Source organism: Sporosarcina sp. 6E9 (assembly GCF_017921835.1).
In the GTDB taxonomy this organism is placed as follows: Bacteria; Bacillota; Bacilli; order Bacillales_A; family Planococcaceae; genus Sporosarcina.
On the sequence record NZ_JAGEMN010000006.1, the window covers coordinates 76915 to 102531 of the forward strand.

26 protein-coding genes and 1 riboswitch are annotated in these 25617 nt (G+C 39.3%); of the genes, 19 read left to right on the forward strand and 7 right to left on the reverse strand.

The annotated features are described in order from the left end of the window. Positions 1 to 57: 57 nt before the first annotated feature. Positions 58 to 909, forward strand: a complete 852-nt coding sequence (locus J4G36_RS16710; protein ID WP_210471542.1) for a DUF2268 domain-containing putative Zn-dependent protease — start codon at positions 58 to 60, stop codon at positions 907 to 909. Between the two features lie 89 nt (positions 910 to 998). On the opposite strand, the gene J4G36_RS16715 is transcribed toward J4G36_RS16710, so the two are convergent. After that, entirely contained in the window at positions 999 to 1142 is a 144-nt protein-coding gene (locus J4G36_RS16715; RefSeq protein WP_210471543.1) for a YjcZ family sporulation protein, read from the reverse strand. 213 nt (positions 1143 to 1355) lie between these two features. Here J4G36_RS16715 and J4G36_RS16720 point away from each other — a divergent pair, with 213 nt between their 5' ends. From J4G36_RS16720 to J4G36_RS16745, 6 genes are all read left to right on the forward strand, one after another. Then, complete coding sequence (locus tag J4G36_RS16720; RefSeq protein ID WP_368668800.1) at positions 1356 to 1583, forward strand: hypothetical protein; 228 nt, start codon at positions 1356 to 1358, stop codon at positions 1581 to 1583. Between the two features lie 212 nt (positions 1584 to 1795). Then, positions 1796 to 2404 (forward strand): class I SAM-dependent methyltransferase, encoded by a 609-nt coding sequence (locus tag J4G36_RS16725; RefSeq protein ID WP_210471545.1) that lies wholly within the window; start codon positions 1796 to 1798, stop codon positions 2402 to 2404. A gap of 381 nt (positions 2405 to 2785) precedes the next feature. Continuing rightward, on the forward strand, positions 2786 to 3760 hold the full coding sequence (locus J4G36_RS16730; RefSeq protein WP_210471546.1) for a 2-hydroxyacid dehydrogenase: 975 nt from the start codon (positions 2786 to 2788) through the stop codon (positions 3758 to 3760). Between the two features lie 144 nt (positions 3761 to 3904). Continuing rightward, positions 3905 to 5800: a PrkA family serine protein kinase gene (locus tag J4G36_RS16735; protein ID WP_210471547.1), complete on the forward strand. Its 1896-nt coding sequence runs from the start codon at positions 3905 to 3907 to the stop codon at positions 5798 to 5800. A gap of 134 nt (positions 5801 to 5934) precedes the next feature. Next, complete coding sequence (gene yhbH, locus J4G36_RS16740; RefSeq protein WP_210471548.1) at positions 5935 to 7104, forward strand: sporulation protein YhbH; 1170 nt, start codon at positions 5935 to 5937, stop codon at positions 7102 to 7104. Continuing rightward, a complete protein-coding gene (locus J4G36_RS16745) occupies positions 7104 to 8510 on the forward strand; it encodes a SpoVR family protein (RefSeq protein WP_210471549.1) in 1407 nt (468 codons plus the stop codon). Before yhbH ends, J4G36_RS16745 begins: the two co-directional genes overlap by 1 nt. Positions 8511 to 8566: 56 nt before the next feature. On the opposite strand, the gene J4G36_RS16750 is transcribed toward J4G36_RS16745, so the two are convergent. From J4G36_RS16750 to J4G36_RS16770, 5 genes are all read right to left on the reverse strand, one after another. Further along, entirely contained in the window at positions 8567 to 9205 is a 639-nt protein-coding gene (locus J4G36_RS16750) for a response regulator (RefSeq protein WP_210471550.1), read from the reverse strand. A gap of 1 nt (position 9206) precedes the next feature. Further along, positions 9207 to 10916 (reverse strand): sensor histidine kinase, encoded by a 1710-nt coding sequence (locus J4G36_RS16755; protein ID WP_210471551.1) that lies wholly within the window; start codon positions 10914 to 10916, stop codon positions 9207 to 9209. Beyond that, positions 10903 to 12015 carry a DUF5305 family protein gene (locus J4G36_RS16760; RefSeq protein ID WP_210471552.1) on the reverse strand — a complete coding sequence of 371 codons (1113 nt, stop codon included), beginning with the start codon at positions 12013 to 12015 and terminating at the stop codon, positions 10903 to 10905. Before J4G36_RS16760 ends, J4G36_RS16755 begins: the two co-directional genes overlap by 14 nt. A 28-nt stretch (positions 12016 to 12043) precedes the next feature. Further along, positions 12044 to 12592, reverse strand: a complete 549-nt coding sequence (locus tag J4G36_RS16765; protein WP_210471553.1) for a hypothetical protein — start codon at positions 12590 to 12592, stop codon at positions 12044 to 12046. A gap of 54 nt (positions 12593 to 12646) precedes the next feature. Continuing rightward, a riboswitch (cyclic di-GMP riboswitch) is annotated at positions 12647 to 12730 on the reverse strand. Between the two features lie 241 nt (positions 12731 to 12971). Further along, positions 12972 to 13577: a hypothetical protein gene (locus J4G36_RS16770; protein ID WP_210471554.1), complete on the reverse strand. Its 606-nt coding sequence runs from the start codon at positions 13575 to 13577 to the stop codon at positions 12972 to 12974. A 233-nt stretch (positions 13578 to 13810) separates the two neighbouring features. Here J4G36_RS16770 and J4G36_RS16775 point away from each other — a divergent pair, with 233 nt between their 5' ends. The 4 genes from J4G36_RS16775 to J4G36_RS16790 all read left to right on the forward strand — a co-directional run bounded on the left by J4G36_RS16775 (position 13811) and on the right by J4G36_RS16790 (position 17343). Then, positions 13811 to 14917 (forward strand): signal peptidase I, encoded by a 1107-nt coding sequence (locus J4G36_RS16775; protein ID WP_210471555.1) that lies wholly within the window; start codon positions 13811 to 13813, stop codon positions 14915 to 14917. Between the two features lie 30 nt (positions 14918 to 14947). Then, positions 14948 to 15394, forward strand: a complete 447-nt coding sequence (locus J4G36_RS16780; RefSeq protein WP_246880685.1) for a PadR family transcriptional regulator — start codon at positions 14948 to 14950, stop codon at positions 15392 to 15394. Then, complete coding sequence (locus tag J4G36_RS16785; protein WP_210471556.1) at positions 15387 to 16583, forward strand: DUF2812 domain-containing protein; 1197 nt, start codon at positions 15387 to 15389, stop codon at positions 16581 to 16583. Before J4G36_RS16780 ends, J4G36_RS16785 begins: the two co-directional genes overlap by 8 nt. Before the next feature lie 73 nt (positions 16584 to 16656). Continuing rightward, positions 16657 to 17343, forward strand: coding sequence for an RluA family pseudouridine synthase (locus J4G36_RS16790; protein WP_210471557.1), 687 nt, complete (start codon positions 16657 to 16659; stop codon positions 17341 to 17343). 125 nt (positions 17344 to 17468) lie between these two features. On the opposite strand, the gene J4G36_RS16795 is transcribed toward J4G36_RS16790, so the two are convergent. Next, positions 17469 to 18095 carry a collagen-like protein gene (locus J4G36_RS16795; RefSeq protein WP_210471558.1) on the reverse strand — a complete coding sequence of 209 codons (627 nt, stop codon included), beginning with the start codon at positions 18093 to 18095 and terminating at the stop codon, positions 17469 to 17471. Between the two features lie 353 nt (positions 18096 to 18448). Here J4G36_RS16795 and J4G36_RS16800 point away from each other — a divergent pair, with 353 nt between their 5' ends. The 8 genes from J4G36_RS16800 to J4G36_RS16835 are packed head-to-tail and all read left to right on the forward strand — an operon-like array spanning position 18449 to position 25609. Beyond that, positions 18449 to 18868: a hypothetical protein gene (locus tag J4G36_RS16800; RefSeq protein WP_210471559.1), complete on the forward strand. Its 420-nt coding sequence runs from the start codon at positions 18449 to 18451 to the stop codon at positions 18866 to 18868. Between the two features lie 8 nt (positions 18869 to 18876). Further along, positions 18877 to 19338: a hypothetical protein gene (locus J4G36_RS16805; protein ID WP_210471560.1), complete on the forward strand. Its 462-nt coding sequence runs from the start codon at positions 18877 to 18879 to the stop codon at positions 19336 to 19338. A 17-nt stretch (positions 19339 to 19355) separates the two neighbouring features. After that, the gene (locus J4G36_RS16810; protein WP_210471561.1) at positions 19356 to 19934 is read left to right on the forward strand and encodes an SCO family protein; all 579 of its coding nucleotides are present in this window, start codon (positions 19356 to 19358) and stop codon (positions 19932 to 19934) included. A gap of 42 nt (positions 19935 to 19976) precedes the next feature. After that, positions 19977 to 20654: a hypothetical protein gene (locus J4G36_RS16815; protein WP_210471562.1), complete on the forward strand. Its 678-nt coding sequence runs from the start codon at positions 19977 to 19979 to the stop codon at positions 20652 to 20654. Positions 20655 to 20658: 4 nt separating this feature from the next. Further along, the gene (locus J4G36_RS16820) at positions 20659 to 20949 is read left to right on the forward strand and encodes a hypothetical protein (RefSeq protein ID WP_210471563.1); all 291 of its coding nucleotides are present in this window, start codon (positions 20659 to 20661) and stop codon (positions 20947 to 20949) included. Between the two features lie 18 nt (positions 20950 to 20967). Then, a complete protein-coding gene (locus J4G36_RS16825) occupies positions 20968 to 21255 on the forward strand; it encodes a hypothetical protein (protein WP_210471564.1) in 288 nt (95 codons plus the stop codon). An 18-nt stretch (positions 21256 to 21273) separates the two neighbouring features. Further along, the gene (locus tag J4G36_RS16830) at positions 21274 to 24945 is read left to right on the forward strand and encodes a multicopper oxidase domain-containing protein (RefSeq protein ID WP_210471565.1); all 3672 of its coding nucleotides are present in this window, start codon (positions 21274 to 21276) and stop codon (positions 24943 to 24945) included. Next, positions 24938 to 25609: a hypothetical protein gene (locus tag J4G36_RS16835; RefSeq protein ID WP_210471566.1), complete on the forward strand. Its 672-nt coding sequence runs from the start codon at positions 24938 to 24940 to the stop codon at positions 25607 to 25609. Before J4G36_RS16830 ends, J4G36_RS16835 begins: the two co-directional genes overlap by 8 nt. The last annotated feature ends 8 nt before the right edge of the window (positions 25610 to 25617 follow it).

Sequence of the window (25617 nt, forward strand, 5' to 3'; positions counted from 1 at the left end):
AGACCCGTCCATATTTGTTTAAGGTTCTTAAATGATCCATTCAAAAAAGTATAAAGGATGAGAAACTCGGCAGTTATTCAAACACAAACATGGCTTTATAAATTTTTACATGCATGTTCGGAGAAATCGGAAGAAAATTCATACGTCCTTCAATGTAAGATGCTTTGTGCACCGATTGTGAAGCTATTTCCTGAAGTAAATCCGGAAGAATTGCAATATGAACTTCTAACTCATGGATTATTTGATCCTGATAATTGGGCGGATCTTAGAAATCAAGTTAAGATATTGGAACAGCGAAAGATTTGGAAGATTGTTGAACAGGAATATCTTTTTTTGAAAAATTTATGGAAAGGCCCAGAGGTAGCCATCTATATTTATCCGCTGAATACGGTGACTCTCCATAGGAATGAAAAAGCACCTACGAAAAATGGTTTAGCGTATAAAGGTGCCTTGTTTCTATTTATTACTGAGGGGCTTAGAATTGAGGAAATCAAGGCATTATTAGCGCATGAATACAACCATGTTTGTCGATTAAACTATTTAGGATTAGCAACTGAAACAATCCCATTAAAGGATTCGCTCATTATTGAAGGCTTTGGGGAGTTTGCAGTGAAAGAATTATACGGAGAACGGTGGCTTGCGCCGTGGACTGACTTTTATTCATTCAAAGAGTCAAAAGGAATATGGACCAAACACTTCATTCCGAACTTAAATTTGCGGGGGACTAAAAACCATCAACTTTATTTGTATGGGAAGACGAGAAGCCCTTTTCCTAAATGGATTGGCTATCATATAGGTTATCAAATTGTTGATTCATTCCACAGACAGCACGGCCCGTTTAACAATTCAGCGTTATATCGAAAGTCATCTGATGAGATCATCGCAGGATCCAACTTTCCTTTAAATTAAAACAATCTTTTTCTAGATAATTATCTAGGAAAAGATTGTTTTTTGTTTAACATAATTGATCAGCGGTCAAATCTGGAATTCTTTACAAATTAGTAACAGCCATACCCACCTTCAACATCATTTCCGATATAAGCTGCCCCAACAATGATAAGCAGGATAAATAATACAACGATTAACGTAAAGCCCGCGCCGTATCCTACGTTACAAGCTTCCTTCTCAATTTTAGAAGACATTCTATCCACTCCTTTCCTATAGACATATATATAGAATATGAGTCGGTTTTGGAAATCACAGGGCTAGTGTGCAAAAACATTTGATAAATCGTAAAGTACCCAGTTTACGATAAATAGTTTCTAGGATTCAGAAGAGTAGCCGTTCTTAGAAGGACACGTCATACATAAAATACAAAAAGGAGAAGAGGTGATGATATGTTTGAACTTTATGATGTGGTTATAATTCCTCTGATTATGGGGATTGTAGAGATGTTCAAAAGAGCAGGAGTAAGTAAGAAATTGTTACCGTTTATTGCGTTATTTATCGGTATAGCGGTCGGTGTGGTATACGTTACCGATTTTGATTGGAAGCAAGGCGTGCTGGTCGGTGGAATGCTAGGACTTTCTGCCAGCGGACTATACAGTAGTTCGAAAAATACATTTGAAAAGAGTGACGAGTAATCGTTACTCTTTTATGTGTAACCGTTCGTTCATGTAATGCAAGCTTTTTCGTTTCGGAATACCAGACATTTCTGCTTCTACATGTGCTACAATCGATAGGTAAATACATACTTAAATATGATTTATTTTTGAATATGGGGAATCATAAACATCATAACCAGTTTCTTACTAGTCGTCTCGGGGACTGGTGCTTTTTATAGGAGGATTTATAAATGACCATCAAGAATAATGACCGTCTACTTCGAATAAATACAACGAGTTTGAGCGAGGAACCGAGCCAATCCGTTCATTATAATCATTATGAAGCAACGCCGTATATCGTTTTAGACGCACTTTTTAATACATACAAATTAAAGAAATCAGACGGTCTTGTCGACTACGGTTGTGGAAAAGGACGCGTTATGTTTTATGTACATAGTCGTTTTAATATTCCGGTAACTGGGGTTGAGATGAACGATCAACTCTGTCATAAGGCACTCACGAACATGACCCATTATTTACAAAAAACAAAAGGGAAAAGTCCTGCGATCCGTGTTACCCGTTGTAAAGCGGAGGAATACGCTGTGGATGAACGAGAAAACCGGTTTTACTTTTTCAATCCCTTTTCGACGGAGATTTTCATGAAGACAGTCAATAATATTTTAAAATCGGTAGAAGAACATCCCCGTGAAGTCGACATCATTCTTTATTATCCGATTCCGGAGTATGTTGAATACCTTGAAACAAGTACGCCATTCAACTTATACCGTGAAGTTCAAATCCCAGGACTTTATAAAATCAATAATGATGAACGATTTTTGATTTATCGGCATGGAATATAAAAAACGCGAATCCCCCAATCACTCTGATTGGGGGATCCGTTTTTTAATCTTTGACAGTTCTCTGTGATGTCATTGTAGCTCTCATTAATTGAATAGGGGTCTGTTTCTACATAGGGTCATATCGAAGCGCTATAAGGCGCCACGGCTCTTCAACCTTAGCAACTAGTAGTAGATGGGCAGCGTATTAGCACTTTTTACAAGATTTACATTCGCTTCTTGGTGCACCACATTTCTTGCACTTCGCCACATATTCACTCCTTTAACTTGGAATCATTCCATTATATTCATCGATTCCAATGATTATGAACTAAACTAAAACTGTCATCTCTTGTTATGGTACAATTGTCTGAAATCTTGTCTTTCGACTAAGGAGGTATTTTTATGAAACCGAAAGTTTTTATTGCATATCCGATTACAAGAAATGTGGAAGATTTCATAGCAACGTACTGTGAGATTCATAAGTGGGAAGGGAAAGGAAGAGTCCCAACAGATACTTTGTTAGAAAAAATTGCGGAAGTTGAAGGGGTCTATACATCTGGTAGCATGACTGGGCCTATTAATGAAGAGTTATTAAAACATGCGCCGCTTTTAAAAGTCGTCAGCAATGTTTCGGTTGGTTACAATAACTTCGATTTGGCAGCGATGAAAAGCCACCACGTTATCGGAACAAACACCCCGAATGTATTGAATGAAACCGTCGCGGATTTGGCATTTGGCCTCCTATTGGCTACAGCAAGGCGAATTTCAGAATTAGACCATTTTGTGAAAGAAGGAAGTTGGACGCGGACAACCGATTATGTTGACCTTTATGGAAAGGACGTGCACGGTACAAAGCTGGGAATTATCGGGATGGGCAGAATCGGTGAAGCCATAGCCAAACGGGCTAAGTTCGGATTTGATATGGATATTCGGTATCATAATCGCAATAGAAACCATGAAGCTGAAAAGGCGTACGCTGCTGAGTATTGTGATTTGGATTCGCTATTAATGACATCGGATTATGTTTTGTTGATGACCCCCTTAACGAAGGCAACTTTTCATTTAATGGGAGAAAAAGAATTTAATTTAATGAAAGAAAACGCGGTTTTTATTAATGTATCACGCGGACAGACGGTCGATGAACAAGCGTTGATTGAGGCAGTGGAAAATAATAAGATCTACGGGGCTGGTTTAGATGTATTCGAAACGGAACCGGTAGCGCGCGACAATCCATTACTAAAGTTTCCAAATGTCGTTACAGTTCCACATATCGGTTCGGCAACAGCCAAAACAGAAGAAGCGATGGCAATGCGGGCAGCCGAAAACTTGGTCGCTGTTTTGACTGGAAAAGAGCCGATTGATCCGGTAGTTACTTAACAAATAGAAAGTTTAGGTACACTGATTTGCTTGCTTCAGCATTCGAATCAGTGCTTTTCCCATTTAAATAAAGCAAGCTATGGAATTATAAAAATCCCTTCTGCATACTATGTATAAACCATACCCTAAATGGAGGGGGATATAATGGGTATATTAAATAAGGTAAGGAATTTCAGAGAAGAAGAAGACAGACTTCAATGGGAGGGCACATTTGAGGAGTATTTAAACCTATTGAAGGAACGAAAAGAAGTCGCCCAAACTGCCCATTCACGTGTTTATAATATGATTAAAAGTGCTGGGGTGACTGAAAATGACGGCAGTAAGTTGTACAACTTTTTCGGTGAAGAAATCTTTGGTCTGGAAGAATCAATACAACGACTGGTAGAGGAATATTTTCACCCGGCAGCTAAAAGACTCGATGTCCGTAAACGGATTTTGTTATTAATGGGTCCGGTCAGTGGTGGGAAATCGACAATCGTCACGATGTTGAAACGTGGACTTGAACAATATTCAAAAACAGATGAGGGCGCGGTTTATGCGATTAAAGGCTGTCCGATGCACGAAGATCCACTTCATTTAATCCCGGTTCATTTGCGTGACGACTTTCACGAAGAGTACGGCATACGAATTGAAGGCAGTTTGTCGCCGCTGAACGCCATGCGGCTTGAACAGGAGTACGGCGGAGAAATTGAAAATGTCCTGGTGAAACGAATCTTTTTCGCGGAAGATAAACGTGTCGGCATTGGAACGTATACGCCTTCCGATCCGAAATCTCAAGATATTGCGGACTTGACAGGCAGCATCGACTTTTCGACAATTGCGGAATTTGGTTCAGAATCAGACCCACGTGCTTACCGTTTTGACGGCGAATTAAATAAAGCGAACCGAGGCATCATGGAGTTTCAGGAAATGTTGAAGTTGGATGAAAAGTTCCTTTGGCTTTTATTGTCATTGACGCAAGAAGGAAATTTCAAAGCTGGTAGATTCGCATTGATAAGCGCGGATGAACTAATTGTCGCGCATACGAATGAAACGGAATATCGCTCCTTTATATCAAATAAGAAAAATGAGGCGCTCCATTCAAGAATTATCGTCATGCCGATTCCTTATAACTTAAAAGTGCATCAAGAAGAGCGGATTTATGAAAAAATGATTAATGATAGTGAAATGGACCATATTCATATTGCACCGCATGCATTGCGCGTCGCAGCCATCTTTTCGATATTGACGAGATTAAAGGATTCAAAAAAAGCAGGAGTCGATCTTCTTAAGAAAATGCGACTTTATGACGGTGAAAACGTCGAAGGCTTTAATCGAGTGAATGTGGACGATTTGAAAAATGAGTTCCCTGATGAAGGCATGGACGGGATTGATCCGCGATATGTTATTAACCGGATTTCATCGGCGATTATTCAAAAGGAAGTCCCGGCGATCAATGCGCTTGATGTCCTACGTTCTTTAAAAGACGGACTTGACCAACATGCATCGATTTCGAATGAAGACCGTGAAAGGTATTTGAATTTCATCGGAATTGCAAGACGCGAATACGACGATATCGCGAAGAAAGAAGTCCAAAAGGCTTTCGTTTATTCATATGAGGAATCAGCGAAAACTTTAGTTGACAATTATCTGGATAACGTAGAAGCTTATTGCAATAAAAATAAGATGAGAGACTTGCTTACTGGGGAAGAGATGAATCCAGACGAAAAGCTCATGCGTTCGATCGAAGAACAAATTGGCGTGTCTGAAAACGCGAAAAAAGCATTCAGGGAAGAGATCCTCATTCGGATTTCGGCATATGCTCGCAAAGGGACTCGGTTTGATTACAATTCTCATGCGCGATTACGAGAAGCAGTGGAAAAGAAATTATTTTCGGATTTGAAAGACATTGTAAAAATCACGACATCCTCACAAACGCCAGACGAGTCACAGCTGAAAAAGATTAACGAAGTCGTTGCAAGCTTGATCAATGAATATGGCTATAATTCAATTTCTGCCAATGAATTACTACGTTATGTTGGAAGTTTATTAAACCGATAAGTCCCTTTTGGAAAGCAAGACTATTGTTTTAAAGGTAGTCTTGTTTTTTCATCTATGAAATTACTTGTTTGTACTTGCATATGATGAAGAAAGTATCCGCTCTAAACTCTTATAAGATAGTAGGTGAGGATAAAATGAACCAGAAAGAAAATGATCTTTTTATTGTCTCACAGGAAAATTGGTCTCTTCATCGGAAAGGTTATCAAGATCAGGACCGCCATATGGAGAAAGTGAAAGAAGCGATTAAGAATAACTTGCCGGATTTGATCAGCGAGGAAAGCATCATCTTATCGAATGGGCAAGAAGTCATTAAAATTCCAATCCGCTCATTAGATGAATATAAAATTCGCTATGATAATGATAAGTCGAAGCATGTTGGCCAAGGAAACGGCGATAGTCAAATAGGCGATGTTGTGGCAAGTGACGGCGGAAAGTCGGCTAGTGAGGGGGCAGGGAAAGGAAGAGAAGCAGGAGATCAACCAGGGCAAGATTATTATGAAACAGAAATCTCCATGACAGAAGTCGAGGAAGTGCTTTTCAAAGAGCTTGAACTTCCTGACCTAGAAGAAAAAGAACAGACAGAAATCGTTTCAGAGGATATCGAATTTAATGATATTCGGAAAAAAGGACTTATCGGTAATATTGATAAAAAACGTACGATTTTAACAGCCATAAAACGAAATGCAATCAAAGGGAAAGCTGAAATCTCGCCGATCCATTCAGACGATTTACGCTTTAAAACTTGGAATGAGGTAGAAAATCCGGAATCTCAAGCCGTTGTGCTTGCGATGATGGATACGAGTGGCTCGATGGGAACTTTTCAAAAATATATTGCACGAAGTTTCTTCTTCTGGATGACTCGCTTTCTACGCACGAAATACGAAACTGTAGAAATTGAATTTATCGCCCATCATACAGAAGCGAAAGTTGTATCTGAGGAAGACTTTTTTACGAAAGGTGAAAGTGGTGGCACGAGGTGTTCATCCGCTTATTTAACTGCTTTGAATCTAATTGAAGAAAAATACAACCCAGCCCGGTATAATATTTATCCATTTCATTTTTCAGACGGTGAAAATATGTCGTCCGACAATAATTTGTGCATCGATCTTGTTGGGAAATTAATGAAAGTATCGAATATGTTCGGTTACGGGGAAGTCAATGCCTATAGCCGCTATTCTACCTTGATGAACACGTATAAAAAAATCGAGGACCCGAAGTTTCGGCATTATGTTTTAAAGGAAAATCGTGACGTGTATCATGCGTTAAAAAGCTTTTTTCAAAATAAATCGGAAGGATTCGATTAATGGAGTTAAAATCGCTGCATTACGCAATCGATGAAATTACTGAGATTGCCACCGATTTCGGTCTCGATTTTTATCCGATGCGCTATGAAATTTGTCCTGCTCATATTATTTATACATTTGGCGCATACGGCATGCCGACAAGATTTACGCACTGGAGTTTCGGGAAACAGTTTCATAAAATGAAATTGCATTATGATCTTGGATTAAGCCAAATCTATGAACTCGTCATTAATTCGAATCCGTGTTATGCATTTTTATTGGACACGAATAGCTTGATTCAAAATAAGTTGATCATCGCCCATGTTCTTGCCCATTGTGATTTCTTCAAAAATAATGTGCGTTTCTCGAATACACGATCAGACATGGTGGAAAGCATGACGGCCACCGCTGAGCGCATCGCCAACTATGAAGTCGTTCACGGAAAAGACGAGGTAGAGCGCTTTCTGGATGCTATATTAGCGGTTCAAGAGCATGTTGACCCATCGATTATCAAGCGGGACAGAGCGGCTGAAGGGCTGAAAGAAGAAGCGGATAAGAAAAAAGTGAGTCGAAAAGGACCCTACGATGACTTATGGGGATTGGATGACAAAGAAGACGATGTGATTGACCCAAGTCAAAGCAGAAAGAAAAACCCTTCCAAACCCGAGAAAGATATTTTGTTATTCATTGAACAAAATAGTCGTGAACTCGAAGAATGGCAACGCGATATATTAACGATGATGCGGGAAGAGATGTTGTATTTTTGGCCGCAACTTGAAACGAAAATCATGAATGAAGGATGGGCTTCGTTTTGGCACCAACGAATTTTACGGGAGATGGAACTGACATCTGACGAATCGATTGAGTTCGCGAAGCTGAATGCAGATGTCGTGCAACCATCCAAAACAGGGATTAATCCGTACTATTTAGGATTGAAAATATTTGAAGATATTGAAAAACGGTATAATCAGCCATCCGCCGAAATGATGAAATACGGTGCTAAGCCGAATAGCGGTCGGGAGAAAATATATGAAGTCAGGGAAGTGGAGTCGGATATTTCCTTCATCCGCAATTATTTAACAAAGGAACTTGTCCAACAAGAAGATCTTTATCTATTTGAAAAAAAGGGGAAGGAATATCAAATAACCAGTAAGGAATATGAAGGTGTAAGAGACCAACTGATCAATATGCGGGTAAATGGTGGATTCCCATATATCGTCGTGAAAGATGGGGACTATTTACGAAATGGAGAACTTTACTTGGAACATCGTTATGAGCAAACGGAGCTTGATATTAACTATTTGGAAAATGTCCTTCCGTATATATACCAATTATGGGGACGCATTGTGCATATCGAAACGACTGTGAATAGAAGGAAGGTCGTCTTTTCATATGGCGGCAAGAAGGTCCACCGTGCTTATATTTAATAGTGAAATGCCCATTTACGAAACGAAATTCCGACGTTTCGCAAATGGGCATTTTTTTAATTGACTACGTATGTGACTAATCCTTTCACATTGGCATATAAGGCAGCGTGTGTCCGATCCGCTAGGTTCAGTTTCGCCAGCACTTGACTGACATGTTTTTTAACGGTGTATTCCGTAATATACAGTTTCTGCGAGATTTCTTTATTGGAATGACCCATCCCCAATTCGAGAAGGACCTCTTTTTCTTTTGGCGTTAGCTGTTCGATTTGACCATCGACTTTGACGGGATTCCTCGAGTCAATTAACAAGTCCATCACGCCCGGATCATAATATTTTCGTCCTCTGGCAATCACGCTCAGCGCATGAATGAGTTCTTCAGGCAACGCTTCTTTTAACACATACCCATCGACCCCAATTTCTTTCGCGCGTTTAAAGTCCGCCTCGTCAGTAGAAGAGGTGAGCACAATGAATTTACAATCCAGTTTCAGTTGAAGCGCTTCGGCGATTAAATCCAAACCGGATTCAGTACCCAACCGAAGATCTATCAAAGCCAAATCAGCTTTCTTAGATTTTAAAAGCTCGATTGCTTCTTGATGATTCCTAGCTTCACCGACTACGTCCATGCCTTCCAAAGTAAGTATTGTATTTAGACCTTTACGAACCAACGGATGATCGTCCACGATGATAACTTTCATATTAGCCGATTACCTCCTGTATTATTTTCGTTGTATATGGAATGTCTACAATTACTTCCGTACCCCCCTGGTGCCTTTGGGTGATTGAGAATTTACCGTCCAATGACCGAACGATGTTTTGCATATTGTATAAGCCGATCCCTTTTATTTTTTTATCGTTGTTACCATGCGTCTTAATCCCGATACCGTCATCTTGGATAACTAATACGGTTTTTTCTGCAAGGAGATCTAATTTCACATGAATCACATGACATTCCCCGTGGCGAACAGCATTTCCACAAGCCTCGCTAACAATTCGATAAATCCCTTGTTTTAATTCGGTAGGCATATTTATTTCATTTCCCGAAATTTGGTAGTCGATTCGAATATCATTGAGCTTCGCAAAGTCATCTAAATAAGTTCTTAAGCGAGCAAAAAAGGGTTTTTCACCTTTTTTAATGGAACTTAAACGAAATATCGCTGCCCTAAGTTCTTTGATGGTTAAATTGGCAGACTGTGAAAGAAATTGATATTCCTCATTTAATTGTTCGCTTGATAGGTTGCGACTTTTCGCCTGCAAACCGTGTAGGGAATAAACGATACCGAACAATCTCTGGGACACGCTGTCGTGAATTTCATTGGCGATGCGGTTTTGTTCTTCGATAATCACTGTCTTTTCCATGATTTTATCTAAAAAAACTCTTTCTAACATGATCTCACTGAGTTCTGTTAAAAATTCAAACGTATTTTTAAGCAGGTAGGAGAGCGTATCAATACTTGAACTTCTAATTTGAACACCCAAAACGCCAATTTTTTTAGAAGTTCTGATCACTCGCATCAAATAGAATTTATCATTCAAGCTGCGGATAAAAGGCGCTCGTGTTCCGCGAATGCTAGTCCATTCTTTCTTTAGGCTACTTTCTAGGTTAGCATTTTGGCTGGATGTAGAAAGATAGCTAGTGCTATGATTCAAATCAGTCAACCACACAAAAGTAGCCTCGCTTTGCGTGAATTTGAGCAAAGACGTCGTAATTTCATCAGCCAGTTTTTGCGGACTACTTTTAGAAGAAAAGTTATCCATAAGATGGTAAAGGGACATGATGTGATCTAATGTTTCTTCATATTTACCATTCGTTTCAATCAGTTCTTTATTTACAGTTAAGAGTTCTTCATGCTGCTCTTTTAAGATGGTTGCTTTCGAACTCAATTCTTTCGTTAGGCTAGAAAACAAACTTGCAAGTAATGTGATTAATAAACAAACCAGGTAGAAGTATGACTTTTCTTGCAAGATTGCCACCATACTGTCGGTTGGAAATAATGCGTAGGCAATCAAAGTAGCACTTCCAAGATAAAAAGTTAAGGCAACCCAACAAAACAATGGCGTCAGAAAACTTGCCGCAACAATTACTGGATTGAGCGCATACCAGATAAACGGACTAGAAATACCTCCCGTTGGAATTAACAACAACGTTAATCCAATTGTTTCAGTCAAAACGATAAGTCTTAGCACTTTATCATTTCCGACATACTTCCTTTGTAAATCAGTCAATATACCAGCAGCTACAACAAGTGCAACAACGACCAAAGCCTTAAAGATAAATGGAGACTGTGGTCCGAGTAAAAAAAAGAATGATGTTAGTAAGAGTGAACTGTACCGAAATAAGAGTACTAAACGAATCTTGCTAGACGAGCTACTACTGATGAAGTGGTAAATCTGATTAACCTTTTGCATAGGCTTCATCTCTATCTACAATATCTTCTGTGCTATGTGCTATCGTCAATTTAATGGTTTCATAGTTGTACAAATAATCCCCATCCGCAATAAAATACACGGCGCTTCCGTCTTCATGAATTCGATGGTGAAAGATTGGCAGTTCTTTTTCATCAGCAATTTTGATGATCGATTTAAATGATTGAAGCGTGATGACTGTCTTATCATCGGAATTAATCTTTTGCGATACAGGAATGATTCGATCGCCGTACTTTTTATTGATATTATCGACTTGGGTTGAAAGCGAACTTTTTCGAGTAGCTACTAAATTCGCATATAGATAAATAGTTGGGAGTAGAAAGATAATCGACATTATCGTGCTGATTATTCTAACTGGACCCAAAGGCAGGGCATTTCCAAAAAAGTTAAAAGTGTTCGTTATGATCTGGGATGATGTAAATGGAATTGTAGATGTGAATGCTTTATCGCTAATTAGAATAATCTCTTCATAGGAGGATTGGAAAACTAAATTCTCCTGTTCTGGAATTGGTATTTCATTTCCATCATAGGTAATCGTTCCATTTATATTTGGCGCCACTTCGAATAGGTATTGGTCTGATCTAATATTAGTTTCTTCCTCTACCTGTGTTATAAATGAATTAATTTCGTCGAGGTCAATGTTAAAATTAGTATCAATTAGAGGTATTTCTGTACCCATTAATTCAAAGGACTGTTGTACTGTTAAAGGGAAGACTCTTTCCCATAATTCGCCTGCTTTCACTACTAATTGAACCTCATAGGTACCAGCTGCGCTCACTTCAGCGTCTGAGTTAATGATTGATTTGAGATGGGCAGGAATTGCAGTCGTGATTTTCTTAAATATCGTATTACCCACATCGAATGTTCCGCCTTTTGGATAAAGGATATTTGGCGTGATTGTCGCCTGGTAATCATAACTTGTCCCTAAATGGGCTATATTGTCATTGCTTTGAATGGTGATAGTCTTTGTTTTTAAAGACGAGGAGATTGAGATAGTTGCCGCGATAATTAAGCATCCGGTGAGATATATTTTCATTTGTTTACTTTTTTTATTTAATAGATTAGAAAAGATTCGCTTCAATGAAAATCGCCCCTTAATTTATCCTTATCTATTTCTGGTCTACGGTTTCTTCAGCGTCTGTATCTACTTCAATAACTACATCTTCATCTATCTCTGTATTGTGATTATCCCCATCGTCTTCGGACGGTTCTGGATTTGTATTCGCTTCATTAGACTCTTCAACTGAACTTAGTCCAATTAATTCAGGAATTGTTGTATTGATTGTAGCGTTGCCGCCGTTCCAGCGGGCTGTAAATTGAATTACTTTGCCAGTTAAGCTATTTGGATCTCCGGCTAAGATAAAGTTTTGGCTTTTTCCTGGAACGATTGTGGTAGGATCATTTTTTACCACGGAAATAACAGCTTGATCATTTTCATTCACTACTTCTATATTCCTAACATCAATTGCTTTAGCTGTATTATTTGTTACGAAGAAGTTTCCACCTTCCCCGTACGTGATTGCGATGAGCGCATTCTCTTCTGAGACAATCGATAATATCGCATCATTTTTTATTTCAGCATTTGAAAAACTAGTGCCATGGTAAAGAAATAGTGAGATAAACAATAATAGGGCTGTTAAAGAAATGAACCGTTTCAACACGTCTCCTCCTGAAATCATAATAAAAACCCAATTAAACAGGACAAATGTCCAATCTAATTAGGCCGGTTGCACCAGTTACTCCATACGTCCAAGGTGCCCACATAAAGAACGTATATCACAGTTTCCTCGCTTAATATTCTATTGCATATACCAGTATAACCTATATATTTTGAATTTGGTGTCAATTTGTGTAATTGTTTCAGTTCTATTTATGTCTTTAAAGAGAGATTTTTGTCAGATCGCCTTGAAACTGACACTATTACTTAATGTCTATATTAGAATTGGCATACTATGATTATATTATTTTTTTAGTAAATGCAAAAAAGAAAGAATTGATGGGTTAACCACCAAATCTTCCTTTGTTTATTAATTTAACTTAATTTATTGCATCTGATGTAACGATTATTGAGCCCATAATTTCAGATTGTGAAACTGCGTGTCCTTTTGGAACGCTTATTTTCACTGCAATATATGCAAGATTTTGTTGTCCAGAATTAACTTCTTTGTTAATTCTATCAAGTACCAATGGTTGTCCTTTTGTGCCCCAAACAGGTGCTGCATTTGCTCTAGGATTGCTTGCTGTTCCAAGAGTGATATATTTGGCATAAGGTCCTTTAGCTTTAATTGTAACTTTTAATGTTTCTGCTGATTTATTCCTTAGTGTGAACAAAGGACTCCATTCGTAAACACTGTTGGGCTGAAGACCGTAGAATTCTGAAGCACCGGTTCCTCCATTAATACCTTTGCCAAATTCAAAGTAAAGCTCACCGTCTTTGACAACAGCTGTTTTATCCTTCGCGCCTACTGTATTTTCCCAACTCCATGGTGCGTTAGCTTCCAGGGATAAAAGTGCCTGATTAGTGTTAACTACTTTCAACGCTGATGCACTTGTAACAGTTGCCTTATTATAAGACATTGCTGCCATAATGCTAGATAGTGCTAGTAGTAAAACGACCATTAATAAACCTTTTTTCATCTTCATTAATAAATCTCCTCCTACATTTTTTAGGCTACACGCCGTTTTGAAACTACTTTAAGTATAAGAGTATTAATATGGGTTATCCTCACTCTGTAGTGGGATTTTTGGGAGGCATTTGTCTACTCTATCTACCACCTTTGTTACTGGAGGGTACACTTTCGTACCATACGGATTCTACTTTAGAGGGCTTATTCTTCTGCAGAATTACAATAAACTATAGATGAGGGGGAACTGGCATGAAACTATTTACTAGAATAATAAATGCGTTGCTAGCACTTGCTATCATATGTACGTTAATTGCCGCAGTTGGTTCAGCAATCACAAAAAAACCAGTCTTACTTAGTGTCATTCGTTCAAATAGTATGTACCCCGTTTGGGAACGCGGCGATATGGTGATTATAAAAAATATAAACGAAAAAGATGTCATACAAAATGGGGATATTGTCTTTTTTAAAACGGAAGAAGGTAGTCTTGCCGACAAAGGATGGATTGCACACCGAGTAATGGATGGAAATGAAAGTATAGGTTTCATAACAAAAGGTGATGCAAATAACTATACAGATCAAAATGATGGTACTGGTTTAATTGATCGTGAGTGGATTGCTGCCAAGGCTTTTACCATTGGCGATACCCCAATAGTGATTCCAAAACTAGGGCATCTATCATTATTAGTGGAAAAATATCAAGGTAGCTCATTTTTATTACCTGCGATTGCCTTAATTCTAGCTGCCTTAATCGGTATTGGAGAATTAAAGTCTTCACGAATACGAAAAAAGAGAGAAAACGGAATTGAATTGCAGTTTATTTATATATTAGGTGGCTTAACAATTGTCGTTATTATGGGGGCCACTATGCTCGCTTCGGGACAAAAGATGAATGTGATTTATGAAGTCTCCGAGCAAGGACACGGTGTTCTAATGGGAAGCGAAGTTGGGATATTACAAGTAGGAGATGAGGTTTCACAACCATTATCGGAACTTAAAAATGGCGGGTTCTTTCCATTAATCGGATCCATAACAACGAAAGATAAACAGATTATGGCCAGCCATAAAAATATAAAACTATCACAAGGCCAGCAACTAGAAACAACTTATACAGTAACCGCACAAAAGCCAGGTGCTTATAAATCATCTATACAAGTAGGATTGTTTTATCCATTTTTGCCAACTACATTCATCCATTTCCTTGCACAAAAAAGTTATTGGCTAGCGCTTATAGTGGTTTCCTTCATACCTGGATTGCCATTAATTATATACCCAATGATTGATGGAAAGATGAGAAGGGGAATGTTAAAGTTTTTTAGAAAGAAAAAAAGAAAACTCCGAAGTGCTTTACCGTTTTGAAAAATAAAGAGTAATAGACGTTCTCATGCGATGAAATGGGAACGTTTTTTATTTTGGATAGATTTAACTCATTGGAATATTGACAATGGATTTCATGTGAATTACTATTATGTCATACGGTATATCGTGTGGCATAATAGCGTTGGAGGTGTATCAATGGAATACACAGGTGGCCCGATGACGGAGGCAATGTACTATGTGTTATTAACACTGATGAATCCAAGTCATGGATATGGGCTGATGAATGAAATTAAGGAAGTTTCGAATGGTCGAATAGAAATGGGCCCTGGTACGCTTTACGGAGTACTTACACGTTTGCAAAAAGAAGGGCTTATTGCTTTAAAGAAGGATGACGGCAGAAGAAAAATATATACGATTACAGCGGAGGGGGAATATGCGCTTCGTCATGAATATGGCCGTCTAAAAGCATTGCTGAAAGACGGAGACATCTTGGAAGAAGGTGATACGAATGGCTAAGCAGGTTCGAAAGTTACTTGTGGTTGATCGTTGGCATATTGGTGAACATGAAAGTTGGTTTTCTGATATGGCTAGCGATGGTCTACATGTGAAAAAGATTGGAAAGCTATTTGCATATTTTGAAATAGGTGACCCGAAAGAGGTGCGCTATAGAATTGATACCTCAATGAGTCGAGCGATTTCAGAAGAAGAGAAAAGACTATATAGGCAAGCTGGATGGGAGTATGAAACGAAATTTAGTGAATTTACTTTATTTTCATCAGAAACGAAACTAAATGCACCTGAGTTACATACTGATTCAGCCGAGCAATCCCATACATTAAAAAAATTTGATAATAAAATAAAAAAATCTACGATTCTCGTGGTCGTCCTAAGTTTACTACTAATTGGCATGCAGTTTTATTTATGGTTTTTTCTAGCAGGCCCGACATATTCCTTGGTTGAGGGAGGCGGGATCACCTATATGACAACATCATTATTACTCTCGGGTTTGGTTTACAAGATGATTCGTGGGATCTTTTACGTCCGTAAATTAAGAAACCACCTTAAAGAAGGAAGACCGATTAATCATCATGCTTCTTGGAGAAGTTCCCGTCGTGTAAATATCTCTTTGATTATAGCGGTAATTCCAATTATCGCGGTTGGTGTTCTCGTTCCTTGGATCCAACTTATCCTAGATCGAACTGAAAATTTACCACAGAAGAGTAGTGACCTACCATTCGTCCGCTTAGCAGATATAGAGCAAAATGACAGCTTAGTTCGGGAAGAATACTTTGTTGAGGAAAACAGAGATATTCTGAATCAGTATCATTATCATTGGAGCCCTTTTGCACCGCTTCAGTATGAAACACATGAATCAGGTATCATTTCCAGTGAGGTATGGCAGGATAGTAGTGGAGAATATTCACCGTATATGTATACACAGGTTTATAAGTTAACTTTTCCTTCAATGGGTGAAAACCTAATTAAAGATTTAATGAATAGATACGATTATCGCTACCTTGGCGGTGCCCTTAATAGGCAAGAAAGTGATGATTTTGATACGCTATTCATACGTGAAACGGATGAAGAAACTGAAGTTTTTGCCGCAAAAGGAAAAGGGCTCATCCATATTAACTATTACGGCTATGCAGAGTTAGACATCATCTTGAAAAGTGTTGGAGAAAAACTAGCGCTAATTGCTGAATAGCATTATTTTACTTCCTATTGAAGATTGCCTTACAATAGACAGATATGAGTTATTTAAAGGAGTAAATTTACCCATGAAAATCCCAATTCTGTATGAAGACAATCACTTACTGGTCGTTGAAAAGCCTGTCAATATTCCCGTGCAAGGAGACGACAGCCGTGATAAAGATTTACTTACGATATTAAAAGAAGATATAAAGGTTCGGTATAATAAACCAGGTAACGTTTACTTAGGGCTTGTTCACCGATTGGACCGTCCTGTTGGTGGGGTTATGGTTTTTGCGAAGACATCGAAGGCTGCATCGCGTTTATCGGATGTAATTCGGAAAAATGAACTTGAACGGAAGTATCTGGCCGTAGTAAGGGGTGTTCCGAATAAAAACAAGGCGAAACTGGAGCATTATTTATATAAAGATACGAAGAAAAACAAAGTGCATGCTGTTGCTGCCACGCACAAGGAAGGTAAGAAAGCTGTTCTCGATTACGAAACGATTCGCAGTTCAGACGGGCTCAGCCTTTTAGCTGTACGTCTCCACACGGGTCGTTCTCATCAAATACGTGTGCAACTTTCTGAATCAGGCTTTCCGCTATACGGCGATCAAAAATACGGGCAACACGTCAATCGTCCGGGACAGCAAATCGCGTTATGGGCAAATGTGCTTGAATTTCCTCATCCGACAACGAAGGAAATGATTCGAGTCGAATCACAACCACCGAATGATTATCCTTGGAATCTCTGGACAACTGACCAGATGAAATAAAAATAGGCTATTCCTAGACACTTGAAGTGAACGGGAATAGCCTATTTTCTTTGGTCGGATTTTGTTAAGCTTTTTGTGTCGTAAGATGTGCATCATGGGCATCAAAAATTACAAGCGATATCTCGTCAACCTACTTGTAAGACTTGTAATGTTGCTAGTTTACAATGGAAGTGTTCTTGTAATTCTGCTATCAGTTTTATAACGTCGCCTTTTTGCAATGAGAATAGCTGAGTGGATGTTAGCGTATTCGAGGTAGTTGACTCAGTTACTGAAGATGATATTGTAATTTCATCATTAATGACAAGTTTAAAAGATGAAGGCGTACAAGTGATTACATTTGATTCAAGCAGAACTTTGTAGTCAATTTGGTATATGCCATCTTTAAGTATCTTTAAACCGTCATTTTTCAATTCAACATCTTGCAAAGGGCCTGCGATGAAAAATTTCACGGCACCCGATTCAAAAGCGCCTGATTCGTTATAGGCATAGCCATATGCAGATTTGAATGTTCCTTCAGGTCCCCTTTCTCCCCGTTCTCCTCTTGGACCAGTATCCCCTTTAGGTCCCGGCTCACCTTTTTCTCCATCATATCCTTGAGGACCTCTTGAACCTCGAGCGCCTGGGTCTCCTTTCGGTCCTTTTTCCCCGTCGTACCCCATTGGACCTTCATAGCCTCTTGGACCTCTAAATCCTCTAGGGCCGCGAGCACCTTTACAACGATCGCATTCGCTGCAGTGTTGACAGTCATTCATACAGTTTCCTCCTTTCTAATATTGTTTAGTTATCATGAAACATATTCACCTACGAATCGTGAATGGGACGTTTATGGCAGTGAATTTACAGATGTAGATTGAATTGAAATTGCGCGCATGATATCCAGTTTTACTGAAATTCCTTCGACTCGTTAAATGAATTAATCGGTCCTACTTTCATATTTATAAACCTCTCCTAGCATATATTTCAAAAACTTACTACTAGTGTATGTAAAAGAGGGATTGAGGGGTAGGTATAATGACATTGGTGAAAGAAGATTGATTTTACGATTAAATGTGGACAAGTTACGTCCGCTTCCGTAATTTCATAACGTATGTAGAGGTGGCTATGGATGGTTAAACTTGCTGCTATGATTTTTATCTATACGGATGTTTGTATTGTTCTTGGTTTTTACGCATATTTACGAGGAATTAAAAAACGAATCGGCTTTCAATTAGGCATGAATATTAGCATTGTAATGGGCGGCATGATTGCCATGCTCGCCGGCGTATTACTCATTACTCAATATCCTTTTCACTTTACGTTCATAACAATCATTTCTACATTGGTCGGATTAGGAGTAGGCGCATTGTTTGGACTCCTATTTGATTACCAAACCTTCATGACAGGATTAACGAATGGAATGGTCGTTGGGTTAATGTCTCCGATGATTGGAACAGTGATAGAAATGTCGTCCGTGTTTATCGTATTCATTCACGGATTATTAGTAGTCTGTTTACTCACAATCTTAAATTCGATTAGGAGGGCGTGATGTAAACAGTGCTTATTATCAGTACGTTATTTGTTTGGAACTTAGTCGAATTAACGACTGTGTATGTACTATTGAAAAAGAAAAAGATGTTATTTGATGACCGTTTTACAATGACGATGGGGACTGCGATTACGCCAGTATCTTCGATGGTAATAGCTCTTCACGTAAAATTATTGTTGCCTGAAGATCAAGCGGTTTTTTACCTTTCGCCAATTATTGTCGGTCTACTTATCGGTTGGAAATTCGGATCATTATTGAAAGCGCCAGCTGCCTTAAACGGAATTTACAACGGGATTATCGGCGGGGTCATGGGAACGATGCTAGGTGCTGTACTTAAGAACCCAGCATTATGTAAGATCCCCATCGAAGCGGAATCATTGATTGAGACAAATATGTTGAGTCTTGCTATTTTCTCGGCCTGTCTATTAACGCTCGTTTGTCGCATCATTCGCTACTCGTTCCGTGTTTAAGAGGAGGGAAGAATTTATTGAAAATCGTAAGAAGTACAGTTTTACTAGTGATTGGTTTCTTAGCTTTCTACTTCTTTTGGCCGCAGTCAATCGATTTGCCAAAACTCGGGACTGTAAAAGAATGGCCACTAACTGAAGGTGGAAATGATGGTCAGGAATTCCAAGAAAAACCGAAGCTAATCTCGTTTTTCTTTACGAATTGCCCAGACATTTGCCCCATGACAATGTGGGACTTAAAAGAGCTCCAACAACTGATGCGAGAAAAGGGGATAACAGATGACCGGTATATTGTCCTATCAATCACATTGGATCCTGAATATGATACGAGTGAGATAATAAACCAATATAAAGAGCGATTTGAAATTTCGAGTCCTAACTGGTTATTTTCACGAGGGTCACTAGAAGAAACAAAGAAATTCACACAGTATTTTAATTTCTATTATGAAAAAAATGAAGACGGCTTTGTCACTCACTCCACATCCATGTATATTGTCGATTCAAATGATTATATAAGAGCCCATCACGATATGGCGATAGGAAAAAAACGTGTCAATATTGAAGAGATTGCAAACCAATTGGAGCTGTTAATCAAATAACTTGGATTTATTTTCTCACAAGTTCATTGGAGGCCACGTATCATGCAAGATAATGAATTACCTATATCATTTTCATCTCCGACAAGTGCTGTTTCTTCAGAAGAAACGAGAGTACTAACAGAATATATTCACCAAAAAAACCTTTTCAGAATCACAAAGCAAGATGAAACACTTCGGAAGTCCTTGATGTTGAAACAGTTTTTTAAACTGAAACGAAACCAGCAAGTACTTGTTACTTCTGTCATTAAAGAGGCAACTGTAACAAATGAGGGTAAAGTTTCTACTATTGGAAGGGATTTTGTCATGGTGACAAATTTGAAAAAGCGAATTTGGATTCCTTACACAGCCATTGAATCTGCAACCATCCCCTTTGGTCATCCCACTTATTCCGATTCCCAACAACACTATATCTATGACAATCAATTACAACAAAAACTTGTCCTGCAATTTGGCGATACAGTAGCTAAAAGAGAAGAACTTATTCGACAGTTTTTTGAAGAATCCCTACAAACAAATCTTTATTCATGGAAAGATTTATGGGTAGAGGTGAAAACGGATCAGAAAACACATGTCGGGAAAATAAAGAATACGTCGAAAAAAGAACTGTTTCTGACGCGTTTTAAAAAAGAAAAGGTAATTCAATTGAATGAAGTACGTTCGCTGTCAACAGTCAGATGGTTCTCTATTTTACGAGGTCTAATCGTTAAGAAAGGGAGGTAGTTTAATGGTTAACCCAGCTTTCATACCCGATGAGGATTTATTGAATTTAAAAGGAAAAGAACTGTTAGTCATTACACGAGCGGTTCAACTAAACCTACTAGGCCAAGTTTTCCGACCGATTTTTAGTGGAAGAGTTTCTGAAGTTGGCGCAGGCCATCTGACACTTTCACCCGTCATCATAAAAATGGTAAATGCACCGTTTTATGAATTTCCGTTTCCACTCAGTATTCCACTTGAGCAAATTGTCTCTTATACGACAGAAGTTCCAAGCGATGCGGTATTTCCATTACTATGACCAGGGAGAGGTGTAGACATGACAAATGACCGTTCAATTGGAGCGATTAATACCATTAGGGACGAGGGAATTGTCGAACATTTCAGGAGAAGTATTGGGCGACGCGTGTTTATATTAACAGAAGCATTCCCATTCATGTTTGTAGGTAAGATTAAAGCAGTGAACAACGACATGGCTCTATTGGCTGTTGAAACGACATCCGTTCCTGCTTTGGAAGGAAAAGAATGGACGGTGCATATTCACTCAATAGATGTTTTTTATATAGAAACAGGAATCGGTGCAAAAATCCCTGAATTGAAAGATTGATAGAAAGGAGGTATCCCAATGATAAGAAGATACCATATAGTAGCGATTCCAATTCGAATCGTTTTGAATTCATTTGGGGATCATAATCCAAATGGAATGATTTTCGTGTTAAAAGAAAATGAACAGAAAGTAAAGAAAATGGTTGAGAAAAACCCTTTCTCTCCCGTGGACTTAGTTCAACCACTCATTATTCGGGCAAATGAAGGAGATACAGTGGAAGTTCTGCTGGAAAATCAACTACCTTTTCACGTGGGCCTCCATTTTCAACAAGCCGAGTATGACGTTAGAAACATGGATGGTGTGAACGTAGGATTAAACGGAGAGAGTACCGTTGAACCAAATGATTCTTTTGTATATCGAATTCATGTTATAAAAGAAGGCACCTATTATTTTTCTGATTTAGCAAATCCATCAAGTGGTGAAAATGGTTCGAATTCAAATGGCTTATTCGGAGCGTTGTTTGTTCAAAAGCGGTTTTCTTGGTGGACAAATCCCGAGACTGGAAAGCCGATGAATAGTGGCGTTTATGCTGATATCCATCACCCGATATTACCATCATTCCGAGAATATGCTTGGGTCTTTCATGATGAGATGGAAGTTGATGATTTAACGGGGAATCGCCCGATCAATCATTTATCGAACCAGGAAGAGGAATCATTTCACGGAGCTAATTACCGGTATGAACCGGTGAATAGACGCCAGCAGCTCATCTCAGAAGGGGTGGTTTGCCCGAATTGTGAGGGAGAAGAAGTCCATCATGATTCATGGGTATACGGAGATCCTTCTACGCCGATTTTACGCGGCTACGTCGGGGATCCTGCAAAAATAAGAGTTGTCCATGGGGGCGTAAAAGAAACACACGTCTTTCATTACCATGTTCATCAATGGTTAAGTGACCCCGGTGACCTTGCTTCTGAAATTTTCGATTCCCAAGCGACTAGCCCGCAGTCGCATTATACGATTGAACCGTTATACGGTTTGGGAAGTTTGCAAGGATCTTTTGGGGATGCAGTTATTCACTGTCATCTATATCCACATTTTGCAGCGGGGATGTGGGGAATGAACCGGGTTTTTAATACGCTTCAAGATGGTAGCGAGTGCTATCCTAACGGTGTTCCGATTAAGGCACTCCAGCCATTACCCGACCGAAAAGCACCGCCTAAACCGACAAAACTAAAACCTGGTTTTCCAAATTTTATTCCTGGAAAAGTAGGATACAAAGCACCGCGTCCGCCACTCGGAATTGTCGGCGGCAGGGGATTGACCGAATTAGAGAGAAATGCTGCAATTGAAAAGCCAAGACCAGGTGCGGTGTTTACGGATCCATGTATGAGTGAAGCACCAGTGAGGGTATTTAACATTTCGTTAATCGAGTTGCCAATCACCTATAACAAACAAGGTTGGCATGACCCAAAAGGTAGGGTGTATGTGTTAGATGAAGATTTAGAAGCTGTTTGTTCGGGGAAGAAAGAACCAGAACCGCTCGTCATTCATGCGCCTGCTCATACTTGTTTCCATATTAATTATACGAATCGGTGTCCTCATATTCTTGACGGGGATGCATTTCAGCTTGTTACAAGAACGTATGAAACTGGACTCCATATCCACTTTGTAAAGTTTGATGTTCTAGTTAATGACGGGGGGAATATCGGATGGAATTATGATTCATCTATATTACCGGGTGAAACGATGCAATACTCCTATTATGCAGACGTCGAATTAAAAGCTTGGTTCTTTCACGATCATATGTATCCAAACGCGCATCAACAGCACGGTGTATTTGGAACGGGCGTTGTTCATCCACGTTTCACCAAATTTCTGGACTGCAAAACAGGGGAAGACGTCGTTCATGGCACACAAATCACTTCTAGTCATCCACTCATTCCGAATTATCGAGATTTTGCATTATTTGTTCAAGATTTCGCTTTATTATTCGATAAAAATGGCAAACCACTTCAACCGCCAAATTTTCCAGGATCTGATGATGACCCCGGATTGTTTGGAGTGAATTATAAAAATGAACCGTTGCAATTTAGATTAGGTCCCGATGCTGACCCTGCTTATACATTTAGCTCCTATTTGAATGGGGATCCAATTACGCCAATATTAAGAGCTTATGAAGGCGATTCGATTCGCATTCGCCTCCTCCAAGGTGCTCAAGAAGAATCTCATAGCTTTAATGTCCATGGATTGAGTTGGCTGAAAGAACGTGGCAACTTAGATTCAAGTCAGAAAGAGCAACAGCATATCGGAATTTCTGAGTCGTTCACGATGGAATCGTATATTCCACGATCTGGCGATTACTTGTGGGCGTTTGAGACAGAAGAAGATTTATGGAACGGACTGTGGGGGTTAATCCGTGCTTATGATGAAAAAGTGCCAGACCTAATTCCTTTAGGGGACCGACCAAAGCCATTAAAGCGTTCAAAGCCGTTGCCTGAATGTACTGGAAAAAATCCGCCACCAGCAGATAATCCTGTACTTATACCTAACGAAAATGGACCGGTTCGCTATTTTGATGTAGTCGCTTTCCAATGTCCAATCGTTTATAACGACTTCGGAGATCATGATCCAAATGGCATTATTTTCGCGCTTCGAGAAGACATGGACGCAATTGTAAAAGGGACGAAAAATCCCGAGCCTTTAATTATTCGGGCCAATGTCGGCGATACCGTTGAAGTAACGTTGACGAGTCTGTTGGAACTTGATAAATTTCCCTTCAAAGATGGAATTCATCCTTATCCTGAAGTGAAAGAGCAAGCGTTTTATCCGCCGTCCTTGCGAATATCCCTACATCCCCAATTAATACAATATGATGTGAAAACTTCGGCAGGAGAAACTGTCGGGTTTAACGGAGACCAAACGATTGGTCCGGGTGAAAAAAGAACCTATCGTTGGTGGGTAGAATCTCAAGTAGGCGCTTGCGGCATGTGGGATATGGCGGATATTCGAAACCATAAATCGCATGGTGCATTCGGTGCCTTTATTGCTGAACCTAGGGGGACGAAATATTTGGATCCCTATACGCTAAAGCCGGTACGAACCGGAGCGAATGTTATTTTGCGCAATCCCTATTTACCGGATATACGAGAATTTGTCATGATTATGCATGACGGCGTGAGGTTACTGGATAAAAACAACGAAGTCATTTTTGATCCGGTTGATGGTATTTTGCTACCGCCACCAGAAATCGAAGAAGATTTACTGGATACGTACGATCAAGGTTCACGCGGTTTTAACTATCGAAGTGAACAATTAATTAACCGCTATCAAAAAGATCCAGTGCTACATGACTTGTTTAGTACACATAGATTTGGGGATCCAGCAACACCATTGTTTGAAAGTTATGTAGGGGATCCAGTAACAATCCGATTAATCACACCATCAGAAAGACGAAGATCACACACATTTAATCTTCATGGACATCGCTTCCGTTTTGATACGAAGGATATTAATTCCCGAACGGAATCATTCGTCGGATTTAATGTTGCAGGCGCTCTACGAAATTTAGAACTGTTGGGCGGAGCTGGTGCTTATGGGAACAATTCCGGAGATTATATGTACCGATCTGGAAATATTCAATGGGATATCGAGCAAGGTATGTGGGGCATAATGAGAGTTTATAACGAATTACAAAAACATTTGCCGCAACTAAAAAATGATGAAGATGGGAAGTGTCTTGATGGATAAGGAAGATATTTTGCCCGAAGAAGAACATTGTTGTCCTGAACGATTACCTTCGCCGCAACTTCCTTCACCGGCGGACTGTTTGCCCCCTGCTGAATTGGCTAAATTACTTGAAGAAATTAGGGATACAAACGAGTTGCTACTTGATCTAGCGTTGTCAGATAGTCGTCCACCCCAAGAATCCTATCGAAAGGTTTTCGATGGATTGACTGGATTACGAGTTGAAATTGCGGATCATAGTGGGGGGAAAGTTGAAGGTGTCGTTACTCTGGTGGGGTCTGATTTTCTGGTTCTAAGAGAAGGTGAGCATGCGACGCTAATTCCATTTGACAAGATTGATGGGATACAGCCATTTGGAAAATACGCAGACCCATATCCTGAGTCGGAAATTGATCGAATGAAACCGGCTTTGCAACGGCAATTAACCTACCATTTCGGTGAAGTCGTCGCTTCCTCTCCAAAACTCATCCAACTGTTTTTCGGTATCCCATTAGCTATCTATTTACTTTTACTAGAAGATAAACGCGTTAAAGTGACCTTGGAAGACGTCGTTATTGACGGGTCGATTATCGATGCAAATAAAGAATCAATCACGTTAGATATAGATGGAAATACGCAGGTCATACCACTTGGGGAAATTTCATTAATAGCTGTTAATGTATCGTAAGACGAAAT